The following is a 14,926-nucleotide window of genomic DNA, read 5'->3' as shown; positions in this document are numbered from 1 at the left end:
CGCTAACGCTAAAATCCTTGGTAAGCATTTTTGAATTTCAGCAAGTCGGACCTCAAGCTTTCCGTCCGAGCCATATTTTCAGACAATGGTTCGATCAGGCGCTTTAAATAAGCTCTTTGTTTTATCAGTGTGGAATTTTTTAGATTTTGGTCGGCTACTTTTATGAATTTAGCTAGTTGGATATTTATGGTGGGCAGAGCAATTTCAAACATTATCTTTCTAAGATGTTTGTGGTCCAAATCATTCTTGGCTTGGTTAGCCGCTTTTTGTGTTAGAAATATCAGAGTCGGGGTGGCCTTTTTTCTCTTTAGATCAGACTCCCAGTCGTGGACATCATCATCAAGTTGCCGGGCGTTGAGATAGTTTTTAAAGAAAGAAAAGATTATTCTAAATTCTTTGGTTCCAGGAGAAACCTTAAGGAATGATAGTATTGCCAGGGGGCCAGCGGCGTGGGCAATAGATTTTTTGTATAAGCCGGAGCTTAATTTTTCGAAGTTCAATTTTTTTTGAAGGGTTATCGGCTGTTTAAAGTATTGTTTAGAAAAGTGGTACTCTTGGTAGTTTTGGGCTTCTAGTTCGTTGATTAGTTTGTGAAAGAAATTATCCCAAGCAGGACTAAGTTTTTGTCCTTGCAGTATGGCCACAAAATTCCTGAAGGCCAGATTAGCAATAGGCAGCAAAGAAGCATCAATCCCTTCATCTAAAATGTCATCGTATATATTATAAGCAAGCCAGAGATAAAAATTGGCTCGGCCTAAGTTTTCTGCTAGATCGCAACATCTTTGGTTTAAATCTATACCCAAAGATTTAATAAACCAGAGGGGCAGGAGGATAATTTCTCTAGCTTGATTACTTCTGCCTAGCTCTAGCCATTCTTGCCGGCCCCTGGCTTTTATTATTTGAGGCCAGATTTTCAGGTCACGGCTGATTTGGCGATGGATTGTACGATAAATTTTAGATTCATCCGGGCTTAATTTTTCTGCTGGGATGATTTTTTTTGAATTTTTTTTCCGTGGATCCTGGTTAAGAAATTTTTCTAATTTTGGCAAGATTATTCCTTGGCTTTTTAGAAAGTTAAAAATTCTAAGGTTTAAGACCGGGTCGATTTCTTTGTTTATATTATAATATGGGCCGCCGGGTGAGACTTCGTTGTCAGTTAAAACTTTTAGGATTAAGGGCCACTGTTCTGGTTTAATTTCTCTTTTAGTTCTTATTTGCCGTCCCAGATTATTTAAAAGCGATTCCAAACTAAAAATAAGGGCCGGTTTTTCGGGCCGTCTCTGATTTTTTGTTTTCATAGGGTTAGGCTTTAGATAGGCGAGGGAACTCTAGGATAAATCTGGTCCCTTGAGGACTGGATGTAAAATCTATTTTTCCCGAAAAGTCTTTTTCAATGATATTTTTTACTGAAGCTAAGCCAATCCCCAAGCCGCAATCGTCACCTTGTTTAGTGGAAAAGAAGGCTTTCCAGATTTCCTCCTTATGTTCTGGTTTGATGCCGGTGCCATTATCAGAAATCTCTATCTTTATCCATCCTTCTTTTTCTGAAGATATCAATTTAATTTTGTTTCGGCTTTTATCATTAGTCGCTAGGCAAGCTTCAGCGGCGTTAGATATAAGATTAGCAATAATTTGACTAAATTTAAGAGGGTCTCCATATAATTGGATTTCATCGGGAGCAACAAGATCCAAAGATATCTGGGCTTTAGTCAGCTTATGGTTTAGTATCTGCAAAGTTTCTTTGATTTCAGTAGTCACCAAGAAATATCTTTTACTCTTGGTTCCTAATATTTGTTTTTTTAAGCTTTGGATGAAATTTTCCATTCGGCTGGTGGCTCGGAAAGCTTGTTCCAGATGGTTATTGGTTACTTGAAACTCGGGATCATTTTTAATTTTCTCCAAACTTAGGCTTACGGCCGTTAGGGGGTTAATCAGATCATGGAAGATTCCAGAAGAGAGTCTCCCGAATTCGGCTAGACGGTAAAGTTGGGTAATCTTTTCCATCTCTAATTCCCTGATTTGTTTGGTTCTTTCCTGAACCTTAATTTCTAAGGAATCTCTTTCCATCCTTAAATCATGTTCGGATGAGCGTGCTCTTTTTAAGGATTTTTCAATCTCTCTGGCATAAAGCCAGGCGACCGCGGCGATTACTCCAAAGATAATAATATAAGCAATCATATCCTCTTTTTCATGTTTTTCAGATCGCCAATAAGAGTTAACTAGAATCAGGCCTTTGAGTTGTAGATTGGTTAAGGTGAATAATATTATGGATATCGCCCCGGTGCTTATCCAGGCGAATTTGGCGCTGACCAAGACGCCGGACATAATAATGACTAGAACCGACAATAATAATACGGCCGGCAAGTCCGTCCCCCAACGGTAGGCAAAATAAAAAGTTGGCAGGCAGTAAGCGCTAATAAATAGATAGGTGGCCAGACGCGCGCGACCAAGATTTGATAGGTATAGAAGCCCGATAAAAAATAAGAGGATTGCAATAGTGACTCCTAGGGGCAAGCCACGATCGCTGCCTGATTGGATGATATCAAGGATGCGGATGAAGTTGATGCCGATAAGGAGGATGATTGAGCTCAATAAAAGGATATTTAAAATCAGGGTTTGCCGTCTTTGGTTTTCGTTATCGCTTTTCGCTTGGATTATAGCATCCAGGAATCTTTTAAGATTGTTCATTGTTAGGAACATAGGGTTCTATCCAAGCTTCCGGCTAGCTCGGAAGCTTGGATGTCCTAATCCCGCCAGGGCGTGCCGGCGCTAAAGGTGGCGGCGATCAAAGCGCTGATGGCTGTCAGGGAACGAGTCCGCGGCGAATTGAGGATTTTTTGGATAATAGCGGTCATAATTTATTAAATTAGGATAAGCGTCTGGTTTTATTTGCTTCGACCTTTAGTTAGCAAATTTTTTTTGGGCGCTTAACTATTCTATTATACTATCGGCCGCTTAAATTATATTTAAATTATTTTTAAAATCAAAAAACCGCCAAAAGACAGGGCGGTTCTTAAATGTCACTATTCAATCGATAGCCTCGTCCAGGGATAGTGGTGATGAGTCTGTGGCCCCTGTCCAGTTTTCGCCGGAGTTTCAGAATGTGGGTTTCGATGGTATTTGAGAAAGGATCGCAATTATCACCCCAAACTTCTTCTCTGATCATTTCCCGAGAAATAAGCTGACTGGGCCGTTCTAATAGGTAGCGCAGTAGGGCAAATTCTTTATTACCTAGATAAATTTCTTTGCCGCCCTGTTTGACGATATTCGTGTCTAGGTTCAGTTCTATATCTTGCACCCGGATCATTTCATCTTGTCTTTTTCTTGGCCTTCTTAAGATTGCCTGGATGCGAGCTAGGAGTTCGGAAAAAGAGAAGGGTTTAGACAGGTAGTCGTCTACGCCAGCTTGGAATAAGTCTAGCTTATCTTTAATCTCTGAGCGGACGGACAACATAATTATCGGTGTCTCTCTATCTTCGTTACGTATTTCTCGACAAACAGCCAAGCCGTCCATTTTTGGCAGGTTGTAATCAAGAATAATCAATTTATATTTATTCACCCTAGCTAGGAACGATCCTCGTTCGCCATCACTGGCTATTTCTACGGTAAAATTAGCCGCCCTAAGGCTGGCCTTTAATAGCTGGCTGATTTCCGGGTCATCTTCTATTAGGAGGATTTTCATAGCTTGAAATAGTTTAGGCAAAAACATTAAAATTTTAGCCTAATTTTTTCTGACTAGCAAATTCAAGCGGTTTGCTTTTACCTGTAAATCAAGTTAATATTATTAAAAGGCTTTATATGGCTAAGCAGCGTCTATATCAGAATAATAACAAGGGGCCCTTTGTCATTAGCGAAGGTAAGTTTAGTTTTGGGCAACTTAAAGATTCATATTATCATACTACCTGGACAGAACATTCCTTTTTTTCTTCCCGAGGTAAATCCAAGCCGGTTTTAGGTTTAACTTTTAATTTATCAGTCTTGCGCCTGGTTGTTGCCGCTGGAATATTGCTTTTAGGCTTATTATTAGCTCGGGCGGCTTGGTTACAGATTATCAAGAATGATTACTATTACCTTTTAGCGGAGGGTAATCGTTTACGCATAGAAAGTCTAGAGCCGAGGCGCGGCATTATTTATGACCGTGAAATGAAGCCTCTGGTGCGCAATCAAGCCAATTTCGTCTTATATTTAAAACCGATTGATTTGCCGCGCAACGAATTAGATCGGGATGAAGTCATCCGCCGGGTGGCCAAGATTTTAGATCAAGGTTCTCAGGAGTCAGCAAATAATATTGGCGGTCCTGGAAATAATTTAACCCTTATTTCCGATAGCCCATCTTTTTATCAGATAAAGGAATCCTTGTCAGAAATACGTCTCGGTTCGATGAAATCGTATCAACCGCTTTTTATCGCAGACAATATTGAGTATGACAAGGCAATCAGCTTGGCCCTAGAAATAGATAGCCTGCCAGGCGTATTTTTATCTAGCAAAATCCGTCGCCAATATTTAGGGGTAGGGGAGATCGATCTTAGTCAATCTGGCCCGCGCAGCTTATCCCATGTCCTGGGATATACGGGCAAGATTAACCAGCAAGAACTGGAAAGCCTCGGTGCAGATTATTCCTTGATTGATTATACGGGTAAATCTGGCCTAGAGTATAGCTGGGAAAAAGAATTGAAGGGTAAGCCAGGGCAAAAGAATATCGAAGTCGACGCTTTAGGCAAAGAGAAGAAGGTTATCAATGAAACAGCCGCTCAAGACGGAGTTAATCTTCTCTTATCAGTTGACTTGGACTTGCAGAAAAAAATAGAAAACGTATTAGACGCTTATCTCAAGAAAGCTGGTTTGAAAAAAGCCTCAGTCATCGCCCTGGATCCCAACAATGGAGAGGTCTTAGCTTTAGTCAGCTGGCCAGCCTATGATAATAATATATTTTCCCGAGGTATTAACCAAGAAGAATATCAGAAATTTTTAAATGATCCCGATCGTCCCTTGTATAACCGGGCGATCAGTGGCGAGTTTCCTTCGGGCTCGACCATTAAATTAGTGATCGCCGCCGCCGCCTTGCAAGAAAAAGTCATCGATGAAAACACTAGCTTCGTCAGTAACGGCGGGCTCAGAATCGGGCAGTGGTTTTTTCCTGATTGGAAAGCTGGCGGTCACGGTTTAACTAATGTCCGTAAGGCTTTGGCCGAATCAGTCAACACTTTTTTCTATTATATCGGTGGCGGCTATAATGATTTCTCTGGTTTAGGGCTTGAACGTTTAGTAAAGTATTCGCGCTGGTTCGGCTTGGGTAGCAAGACTGGTATTGACCTTCCGGGTGAAGCTAGCGGTTTCGTGCCCACTGCCGCTTGGAAGAAAGAGTTGAAAGATGAACCTTGGTATATCGGTGATACCTATCATTTCGCCATCGGCCAAGGCGATGTCTTGGTCACTCCGCTCCAAGTGGCCAATTTTACGGCAGCTGTCGCCAATAATGGCACCTTGTATAAGCCACACCTGGTCAAAGGGGTTCTGAATGAGGATAATTCCTTGCAGAGAGAAATTAAGCCCGAGATATTGCGTCGGGATTTCATAAGTTCGGAAAATTTAAAGATAGTTCGCGAAGGCTTGCGTCAGACGGTTACTTCCGGCAGTGCCCGTAGTTTAGGCATTCTGCCGGTTAGCGCGGCCGGCAAGACAGGGACAGCCCAATGGTCGAGCACCGGCGCCCCGCACGCTTGGTTTACCGGGTTTGCACCTTATGAAAAACCGGAAATAGTCATTACAGTTTTAGTTGAAGAAGGGCTCGAGGGGAGTACGATCGCGGTTCCGATCGCCCGCGAAGTCTTGGATTGGTATTTCTATAATAAGAAGATAAAGGCGGGGGCTGCGCCAAACTAACAAAAGTAATTTATTTTTTATGCCTTTAAGCTTGCATCTTTTTATTCATTTTTCCTTGGCTTTAATTAGCGGCTATCTTTTAGGGAAGTATTTTAAGCTGGTAAAAATTGGTCTATTAGCCGGTTTTCTGGGAGGTTTTTTGATTGACCTCGACCATGTGTTCGAATATTTTTTCGTTTTCGGTTTTCATTTCAGCTTGTCCCGTTTTCTGTCGGGTTGGCAATTCTTGAAAAGCGATACCATTTATCTGATCTTTCACGCCTGGGAATTAGTCGCTGCTTTATTTTTGGTTGCTCTCTTACTAAAGGCCAAACATAAGATCAGGGTCTTTATTTTGGTTTTGGCGGCGGCTATGACCGTACATCTTTTCTCTGATGTTATAATCAATCATTATCCTTGGCGCTTCTACTCTTTCATCTATCGTCGCCAAGAAGACTTCCTGGCTCACAACTTGCTAAGCCAGGCCCAATGGGAGGAAAATTTGAAATTAAAGGCCGAATTAGGCCTATAATTAAGGGCTTAACTTTCTTATTTAGCACTCTCTTGACATGAGTGCTAATTTTTTTATATAATAAGCAAGTCTATAATTAGCCATAAAATTATGATTTCCGATAGGAAAAAAATAATTCTACAAACTCTCGTGAAAGAATATATCAAGACGGCCCAACCCGTATCTTCTGGCGTCTTGGTGGAAAAATATAAGTTAGATATCTCTCCGGCCACCGTCCGGAACGAGCTGATGGAACTTGAGGACGAGGGCTATATTTTCCAACCCCATACCTCCGCTGGTCGCGTTCCGACCGAAGCCGCTTATGAGTTGGAATTAACCTCTAGCCGCAAGAAAAAAGACTTGAAGGAAGCAGAACGTAAAGCCTTGGAAAGTTCTTTTAGTAATAATGAAGCCAGTTTCCGTCAAACCGCTAAGTTGATAGCTGATCTTTCCAACGGCGCGGTCTTCTGGGCTTTCCATAAGAACGATCTTTATTACACTGGCTTATCTAATCTTTTTTCCCAGCCGGAATTTACGCGCTTGGATATGGTATGTGATGTTTCAGAAATAATCGACCGTTTAGAGGAGATTATCGGGGACGTGTTTGAAGACTTTGAAAACGGCAAACAGGTTTTGATCGGCTCAAAGAATCCTTTCGGAGCTTTCTTAAGCACGGTGTTGGTTAAATATAAGAGCAATAAGCAAAGCGGGCTATTTGGTATTTTAGGCCCGATGAGAATGGACTACGCTCGCAATCTTGCCCTCGTGGAGTTTATAAAAAATAAGTTTGCTTAATCAATTTTATGACAGAGGTAAAAATCGGCCGCTATCGCCATTATAAAGGTAATGAATATCAAGTTCTAAATTTGGCTCAGGATTCTGAAGACCAGAGCCGCTTAGTCGTCTATCAAGACTTGAAGGATGAAAGTAAAATTTGGGTCAGGCCACAGGCAGAATTTTTAGAGCAGGTGGAAATCGAGGGCGAACTAAAGGATCGTTTTGAATTTTTAGGAGAAGATGATGTTAAGGATTCTTGGGAGAATAAATATAAGCGTGCTTTGGCTGATTACCACAATTTAACCAAGCAAACCGCCAAAGAAAAGCAAGAATTCGTTAAATACGCTCTAGATAATTTTTTACAAGATATCTTGCCAGTCTATGATCATCTTAAAATGTCTTTGGCCGGTTCGAACGTTAAAGAGTCCGAAAACCCCTGGCTAGAAGGCGTCCGTCATGTTGCCAAGCAGTTCAAGGAAGTTTTAGCGGCTTACGGCGTTGAGGAAATAAAGACGGTCGGAGAAAAATTCGATCATAGCCAGATGGAAGCGATGGAGGGCGCTGGCGATTTAGTCAAGCAAGAATTATCCAGCGGCTATACCTTGCACGGCAAGGTTATCAGGCCCGCTAAAGTAGTAGTTGAATAATTAATTATATGATTCGCTTTTATCTACTGACCACAGTTTTAAAAGCGAAGTAAAAAATCTATGTCACTTATAAAATGGACACCTTTTTTCCAAGAGTTTGACGACATGGATAAAGAAATGGAATCCATGTTGCCGAGCGTTCGGGGTAGCCAATTCGGCTTTACTCCTGCCCTGGATGTTTATGAAGATAAGGATAACTTGGTCGTTGAAGCCCAGTTGGGTGGCATCGATCCAGAGAAAGTCGACGTTTCCATTGAGAATAATGTCTTGACGATCAAGGGCGAGAGCGAGAAAAAGAGCGAGATTGATGATAAGAACTATTATCGCAAGGAAATCAGGCGCGGGTCATTCTTCCGTTCCATCTCTCTGCCCACTAAGGTTGATGGTGATAAGGCTACAGCCGTTAATGAGGATGGCGTCTTGAAGGTTAGCATCCCAAAAATGATCGAAGCTAAAGCCAAGACGATTAAGATCCAGAGCAAGAAATAATTTTGATTTGTCCGGCGCCAGCTTTAGGCCGGGCGCCGTGAAATCAAAAGTATTTAATAATTTAATTTAAGATAAATAATATGGGAAAAATTTTAGGAATCGATTTAGGTACCACTAATTCTGCCATGGCTATCATGGAAGGCGGTGCTCCTAAGATCATCGAGAATGTTGAGGGTAACCGGACTACGCCTTCAGTCGTGGCTATCTCTAAAACCGGCGAACGCTTGGTCGGCCAGAATGCAAAACGCCAAGCCGTAATCAATCCGAGTAATACCGTGTATGCGATTAAGCGTCTAATTGGCCGTCATTTTAATGATGAAGAGGTCCAACGCGACACCAAGACCGCTCCTTATAAGATCGTACAAGCTGGTGAAGGCGTTAAGGTTTTAATGAATGAAAAAGAATACACTCCCCAGGAAATTTCTGCTATGGTCTTAGCCAAGCTCAAGGCTGACGCTGAAGCTAAGTTAGGAGAAAAGATAAGCGAGGCAATCATTACCGTCCCCGCCTATTTCAACGATTCACAAAGGCAGGCCACCAAAGATGCCGGTCAGATTGCCGGTTTGGAAGTTAAAAGGATAATTAATGAACCGACGGCAGCCGCTTTAGCTTATGGTTTTGACAAGAAACAGGGCCAGAAGATAGTCGTCTATGATTTAGGCGGCGGTACTTTTGATGTCTCGGTTTTAGATATTTCTAGCGATACGGTTGAAGTCAAGGCCACTAATGGTGATACTCATTTAGGCGGCGAAGATTTCGATCAGCGTTTGATTAACTGGATAATCGCGGAATTTAAAAAAGATCAGGGCATAGACCTATCCAACGATACCCTGGCTTTACAAAGGATTAAGGAGTCAGCGGAAAAGGCCAAGATCGAATTATCAACTACCCTGGAAACCGAAATCAATCAGCCTTTTATTACGACCGATCAAAACGGCCCGAAGCATCTAGTGCTTAAAATCAGCCGGGCGAAATTGGAAGAGCTGGTTGGTGATTTAGTGGCGGCAACGATTGAGCCCTGTAAGAAAGCTTTGGCTGATTCCGGTTTTAAGATGAATGAAATCAATGAGATTATTATGGTCGGAGGCATGACTCGTATGCCACTAGTCCAGCAGAAGGTTAAGGAATTCTTCGGTAAAGAACCGAATCTAAGCGTTAACCCGGATGAAGTAGTCGCCTTAGGCGCCGCTGTACAGGCTGGCGTTCTCCAAGGGGATGTTAAGGATGTCTTATTGCTTGATGTTACTCCTTTGACTTTAGGCATTGAAACCTTGGGTGGAGTAGCCACCCCTTTGATTGAGCGCAACACGACCATTCCTACCTCTAAATCCCAAGTTTTTTCGACGGCAGCCGATAGTCAGACTAGCGTAGAGATCCATATCGTCCAAGGAGAGCGTCCTTTAGCTCACGATAATAAGACCCTCGGCCGCTTTATCTTAGACGGAATTCCGGCCGCGCCTCGCGGGGTGCCCCAAGTAGAGGTTGTGTTCGATATCGATGCTAACGGCATCCTGAATGTTTCCGCCACCGATAAAGCGACTAACAAGCAGCAGAAAATAACCATTACCGCTTCTTCCGGTTTATCGAAGGAAGAAGTTGAGAGAATGAAGAAGGAAGCCGAGCTTCATGCCGAAGAAGACAAGAAGAAAAAGGAAAACATCGAGATTAAAAACCAAGCTGATGCCGTTGTTTTCACTATGGAAAAAATGCTCAAGGAGTCTGGCGACAAAATGAAGCCCGAAGATAAGAAGGAATTAGAAGAGAAGGTTGAGGCTTTAAAGAAAATCAAAGATAGCGAGCAATATGATGAGATGAAAAAGCATATGGAAGATTTGAATACGGTTGCACAGCGGATTGGCGCGGCTATGTATCAACAGCCTGGTGCTAATCCAGCTGGTACTACCAGTAACGCGGAAACGGCTAACGATAATAACGATAAGAAGGATGACGTCGTCGAGGGCGAAGTCGAGGAACAGAAATAATAATTACTTATTTTTTAATTACCCCTCTTTTGAGGGGTAATTTATTGGACGCATGAAATATGTCTAAGGACTATTACAATATATTAGGAGTGGACAAGAATGCCAGTCAGGATGAGATTAAGCAGGCCTTTCGCAAGAAGGCTCACGAACACCATCCGGATAAAGGCGGCAGCGCCGAAAAATTCAAGGAGTATAATGAGGCTTATCAAGTCTTAGGTAATCCCGACAAAAGAAAGCAATATGACCAGTTCGGCTCTAATTTTCAATATGGCCAAGCCGGTGGCATGGGCGGCTTTTCTGGATTTGAAGGTTTTCAGGGCGGAGTTAACTTTGATTTTGAAGATTTAGGTGAAATGTTTGGTGGTTTTGGTGATATGTTCGGTTTTGGTGGCCGTCAGTCGGCTCGTCGTCCTGCTCGCGGTCGCGATTTAGAAATGGCTCTAAATTTGGATTTCTTAGAGGCCGCTTTTGGATTAGAAAAAGAATTGAATTTTCCCAAGGTTATTACCTGTCGCCATTGCCAGGGGCAAGGAGCGGAGCCAGGGACAAAGATTGAGTCCTGCCCCGTCTGCCATGGCCACGGTCGGGTTAGCAAGGTTCAGCGTACGATCTTGGGTAATATCCAAACGCAGGCGCTTTGTTCTAATTGCCAAGGCGAGGGCAAGATCCCTAGTCAGAAATGCTCTAGGTGCCATGGTAGCGGCCAAGTGAAGGATACGGTTAAGATCAAGGTCAAGATTCCGGCTGGGATTAATAGTGGCGAATCTATCCGTCTCAGCGGTCAGGGAGAAGCCGGACCGAAAGGCGCTCCGGCCGGCGACCTTTATTTAAAGATCCAAGTGTCTGCGCACAAGAAATTTATAAGGGAAGGCTATGACATTAAAACGGAAGAAAAGATCAGCTTCGTCCAGGCAGCCTTAGGTGATAAGCTTGAAGTGGAAACTATCCATGGTCCCCTGAAACTAAAGATTCCCGAAGGAACGCAGTCAGGAACAGTTTTTAAGCTTAAAGATAAAGGGGTAATCAAATTGCACGGCCGTGGTCAAGGTGACCATTATGTCCGTGTCTTGATAAAAACCCCGACCAATCTGAGCAAGAAGCAGAAGCAGACTTTGTTAGAGTTAGGTCTATAATTTTATTGATATTAAATTCCGCTTTTTCCTAAAGCGGATTTTATTTTTCCCTGGTTGACGGGTGGGTTCTATATGTTAAAATTAGATTGTTTTTTAAGAAGAATATTTTTTGCTTATGTTAATCGATACCCATTGCCATTTGAATTTCGCCGCTTTTAAAGATGACGCTGATGAAGTGATCCATCGCGCTTTGGATAATAATACTTGGATGATCTTGGTCGGTTCCGAGTATAAGACTTCTAACCGAGCTTTGAGTTATGCTAATAAGTATCAGCGGGGGGTCTATGCGGCCGTCGGCCTGCACCCTATCCATTTAGAGGATATGAGGGTGGAAAATGATGACGAGAACGGTGAGGGGGAATATAATTTTATCGCTCGGGCCGAAGAGTTTAATTATGATAATTATGAGAAATTGGCGAAATTTGAAAAAGCCGTGGCTATTGGGGAGATAGGATTAGATTATTATCACTTGGATCCTAGCGGCGATTTGCCGGCCATCAAGCATAAACAACAGCAGGTGTTTGTCCAGCAATTATTATTGGCTCAGAACCTCGATTTGCCAGTAATCATCCATTGCCGTCAGGCTCATGACGATCTTTTAGCTATCTTGACAGATTTTAAAAAAGAATATAGCAGGTCTCTGCCCAGCGACCGCCCTTGGGGAGTGATTCATTGCTTCTCTGGAGATGAAGATTTAGCCTGGAAGTACTTCAACCTAGGCCTAATGATATCCTTTACCGGCTTGGTAACTTTTAGCCAGCAATGGGATGATTTAATCAGGAAAACCCCTTTGGATAGGATAATGATCGAAACTGATGCCCCGTATATGACGCCCGAGCCTTTCCGGGGAAAGAGAAATGAGCCACTTTTTGTCCAATATGTGGCTAAAAGGATCGCTGACATTAAGGGTTTGCCGATAGAGAGGGTGGCTGATAAGACCTTCGCTAACGCTAGGGCGCTTTTTAGGCTGTAATCATTGACTTATTTCCGTGTTTGCGATATAAAAAAGGTAGGGTTTATTTCAATATTTTGGTAAAAATAAACAAGGACAAACGCGCCTTTTTTATTTTGATAGGAATTTATGCCTGCTAGCAATAATCCTAAGAACGATTGGTCTCACGCCCTTAAGATTTTTATCAACCTATCCTATTGGATAGCCTTTCCCGTTTTAATCGGCACTTTTTTAGGGAGATGGCTTGACCGAAGATACGGGACCGAACCCTGGCTATTTTTAAGCGTGCTGGGTTTTTGTTTCTTGGTCTCAATGTACGGTTTGATTACCAAGGCCCTTAAGGAATTTAAGAAGATCGATGAAGAATATAAAAGCAAACTGGACCAGCGGGCAGAAAAAACATCAGATGATAATTATAAAGAACAAAATTAACTATGTCCTCAGTTTCTGAACAAAACGAGAATACTAATATCAACCAGGAAACGACCAGCGAGACTGGTCATGAGCATACTTTATACGCTGAGCCGATTGCTCATGTCGGTAATTTCCCCATTACCAATTCTTTGCTTAACTCCTGGTTAGTTTTATTAGTCGTCATCATCTTTGGTATTTTAGTAAGGAGAAAAATCAGGCTAGTGCCCCGAGGTTTGCAGAACGGTTTAGAAATAATTTTTGAAGGTTTTTTAAATATGTTTGACGGGGTGACTAATTCCCGCAAGAAATCATTAATGTTTGCCCCTCTGGCCCTAACTTTTTTCTTTTTTATCCTTTTGAATAATTGGTTAGGGATATTACCTGGTATCGGCTCTATTGGCCAAGTAGTTCTAGAGAACGGCCACGAAACCTTTATCCCTTATTTTCGAGGCGGGACAGCCGATTTAAATACCACTTTAGCTTTAGCTATCATCGGCGTTGTTGCCAGTCATATCATCGGCGTTATCGCTACTGGCTGGTGGTATTATTTGAATAAATTTATCAATATCAAAGCTTTTTTAGAGATACCCAAGAAAGTATTAAAAGATCCGACTGTCCTGCTAGTTAATCCGATTAAGGCTTTTGTCGGTTTAATTGAAATCATCGGCGAATTAGCTAAGGTGGCTAGCCTTTCCTTCCGTTTATTCGGTAATATTTTTGCCGGCGAAGTACTATTAGCTTCGATGGCCGCGATTCTCGCCTGGGGCATCCCGATTCCTTTTATGTTTTTAGAAGTCATTGTCGGCTTGATTCAGGCCCTTATCTTTATGATGTTGATTTTGACATATTTAACTATTAATTCGACAAAAGAAGAACATTAATTAAATTAAAGAGTCGGCTGGAACGTAAGTGAATATTTTCGCTCCCGCCGCCCAATATTTTATGGAAAGTATCATGTTAGCCAAAGCTTTGGCTATCGGTATCGGTGCTATCGGCCCGGGTTTAGGTATCGGTTTTATCGGCGCCAAAGCTATGGAAGCGATTGGCCGCAACCCGGAAGCCGCTGGTAAAATCTTAGTTCCGATGTTGCTGGTAGCCGCTTTCGCTGAAGCGATCGCGATTTACGCTTTAGTCATTGCCTTCAGTATTAAATAGTAGTTTAACGAGACGCCCCTTAGGGGGCGGAGGTTAGTTTATTATTTAAGCAAACATATGGAATCATTAATTTCCACCTTTCACGTCGATATTAAATTATTACTCGCCCAAACCCTTAACTTTGGGATCGTTTTTGCTGTCTTATATTTTTTCGCTTTTAAGCCGATCATTAAGATGATGGGAGAACGAAGCGCCAAGATTGAGAAGAGTTTAAGTGATGCCAAGGAGATTGAACGTAAATTGAAAGAAGCTGATGACAAGCAGAAAGAAATCATCCATGAAGCCAAAAAACAATCAGGCATTATCATCGAAGAGGCCGGTAAGAGAGGGGAAGAAAAGAAGAATGAGATGATTGTTAAAGCCAAAGAAGAAATTGGACAGATTATTAATACTGAAAAGGCTAAGATTTTAAACGAGAAGGCGGAAACCTTGAAAGAGATTAAAAAAGAAGTGGCCGACTTAGTGGTTATGACCGTAGAAAAACTATTGAACGAGAAGATGGACAGCCCCAAAGATGCTGACCTGATTAAAAAATTAGTAAAATAATATGAAAACCAGCTCCAAGCAGTATGCGGCCGCGTTATATGAATTAGTTGCCGGGAAGAACGCAGCCGCTAACAAGGAAACGATTTCTAATTTTGTCCAGCTTTTGTCTAAGAATCGGGATTTGAACAAAGCTGGAGAAATTATCAAGGAATTAACCAGAATATGGGAGCAGGCTGAAGGCGAGCTAAAAGCGGAAATTACCAGCGCTCGGGATTTAGGACGAGAAGCGAAGAAAATGGTTATGGATTATTTAAAAGATAAGACCGGTTCTGAGAAGATAGTGCTGGAAGAAAAGGTAGATAAGAAGATTTTGGGCGGCTTTATCTTAAGGTATGAAGGCAAGATTATCGATGGCAGCCTGAGAAGCAATTTAGAGAATTTGAAAGTCAGGATGGAAAAATAAGTTCTTATAAAAAACCCTCGGGGAAGAGGGTTGGAATGGCGCGGGGAGGCATTTC

General features: G+C 42.2%; 16 protein-coding genes. 13 read left to right on the top strand and 3 right to left on the bottom strand.

Annotated features, from left to right (window positions below):
• Positions 1-8: 8 nt before the first annotated feature.
• From WC441_03415 to WC441_03405, 3 genes are all read right to left on the bottom strand, one after another.
• Positions 9-1,298: a hypothetical protein gene (locus WC441_03415; GenBank protein ID MFA5163553.1), complete on the bottom strand. Its 1,290-nt coding sequence runs from the start codon at positions 1,296-1,298 to the stop codon at positions 9-11.
• A 4-nt stretch (positions 1,299-1,302) separates the two neighbouring features.
• Entirely contained in the window at positions 1,303-2,700 is a 1,398-nt protein-coding gene (locus WC441_03410) for a HAMP domain-containing sensor histidine kinase (protein MFA5163552.1), read from the bottom strand.
• Between the two features lie 313 nt (positions 2,701-3,013).
• A complete protein-coding gene (locus tag WC441_03405) occupies positions 3,014-3,682 on the bottom strand; it encodes a response regulator transcription factor (protein ID MFA5163551.1) in 669 nt (222 codons plus the stop codon).
• A gap of 116 nt (positions 3,683-3,798) precedes the next feature.
• Here WC441_03405 and mrdA point away from each other — a divergent pair, with 116 nt between their 5' ends.
• The 13 genes from mrdA (at position 3,799) to atpH (ending at position 14,871) form a co-directional block, all read left to right on the top strand.
• Positions 3,799-5,883 (top strand): penicillin-binding protein 2, encoded by a 2,085-nt coding sequence (mrdA, locus tag WC441_03400; GenBank protein ID MFA5163550.1) that lies wholly within the window; start codon positions 3,799-3,801, stop codon positions 5,881-5,883.
• A gap of 19 nt (positions 5,884-5,902) precedes the next feature.
• Complete coding sequence (locus tag WC441_03395) at positions 5,903-6,394, top strand: hypothetical protein (GenBank protein MFA5163549.1); 492 nt, start codon at positions 5,903-5,905, stop codon at positions 6,392-6,394.
• A 90-nt stretch (positions 6,395-6,484) separates the two neighbouring features.
• Positions 6,485-7,168, top strand: coding sequence for a hypothetical protein (locus WC441_03390; protein ID MFA5163548.1), 684 nt, complete (start codon positions 6,485-6,487; stop codon positions 7,166-7,168).
• Between the two features lie 8 nt (positions 7,169-7,176).
• Positions 7,177-7,797 (top strand): nucleotide exchange factor GrpE, encoded by a 621-nt coding sequence (gene grpE / locus WC441_03385; GenBank protein ID MFA5163547.1) that lies wholly within the window; start codon positions 7,177-7,179, stop codon positions 7,795-7,797.
• A 60-nt stretch (positions 7,798-7,857) separates the two neighbouring features.
• A complete protein-coding gene (locus WC441_03380; GenBank protein ID MFA5163546.1) occupies positions 7,858-8,286 on the top strand; it encodes an Hsp20/alpha crystallin family protein in 429 nt (142 codons plus the stop codon).
• 80 nt (positions 8,287-8,366) lie between these two features.
• Positions 8,367-10,268: a molecular chaperone DnaK gene (gene dnaK / locus WC441_03375; GenBank protein MFA5163545.1), complete on the top strand. Its 1,902-nt coding sequence runs from the start codon at positions 8,367-8,369 to the stop codon at positions 10,266-10,268.
• Between the two features lie 59 nt (positions 10,269-10,327).
• Positions 10,328-11,401, top strand: a complete 1,074-nt coding sequence (gene dnaJ, locus WC441_03370) for a molecular chaperone DnaJ (protein MFA5163544.1) — start codon at positions 10,328-10,330, stop codon at positions 11,399-11,401.
• A 115-nt stretch (positions 11,402-11,516) separates the two neighbouring features.
• Positions 11,517-12,374, top strand: a complete 858-nt coding sequence (locus tag WC441_03365; protein MFA5163543.1) for a TatD family hydrolase — start codon at positions 11,517-11,519, stop codon at positions 12,372-12,374.
• Positions 12,375-12,482: 108 nt separating this feature from the next.
• Positions 12,483-12,785 (top strand): AtpZ/AtpI family protein, encoded by a 303-nt coding sequence (locus tag WC441_03360; protein MFA5163542.1) that lies wholly within the window; start codon positions 12,483-12,485, stop codon positions 12,783-12,785.
• Positions 12,786-12,787: 2 nt separating this feature from the next.
• Positions 12,788-13,648, top strand: coding sequence for a F0F1 ATP synthase subunit A (gene atpB, locus WC441_03355; GenBank protein ID MFA5163541.1), 861 nt, complete (start codon positions 12,788-12,790; stop codon positions 13,646-13,648).
• 61 nt (positions 13,649-13,709) lie between these two features.
• Positions 13,710-13,922, top strand: a complete 213-nt coding sequence (gene atpE / locus WC441_03350) for an ATP synthase F0 subunit C (GenBank protein ID MFA5163540.1) — start codon at positions 13,710-13,712, stop codon at positions 13,920-13,922.
• 57 nt (positions 13,923-13,979) lie between these two features.
• On the top strand, positions 13,980-14,468 hold the full coding sequence (gene atpF / locus WC441_03345) for a F0F1 ATP synthase subunit B (protein ID MFA5163539.1): 489 nt from the start codon (positions 13,980-13,982) through the stop codon (positions 14,466-14,468).
• Between the two features lies 1 nt (position 14,469).
• Positions 14,470-14,871 carry an ATP synthase F1 subunit delta gene (gene atpH, locus WC441_03340; protein ID MFA5163538.1) on the top strand — a complete coding sequence of 134 codons (402 nt, stop codon included), beginning with the start codon at positions 14,470-14,472 and terminating at the stop codon, positions 14,869-14,871.
• The last annotated feature ends 55 nt before the right edge of the window (positions 14,872-14,926 follow it).

It is taken from the genome of Patescibacteria group bacterium (assembly GCA_041651355.1).
Classification (GTDB): domain Bacteria; phylum Patescibacteriota; class Patescibacteriia; order Patescibacteriales; family UBA12465; genus JAPLVX01.
The sequence above is the reverse complement of the archived record's forward strand: the minus strand, read 5'-3'. Positions and strand labels throughout refer to the sequence as shown.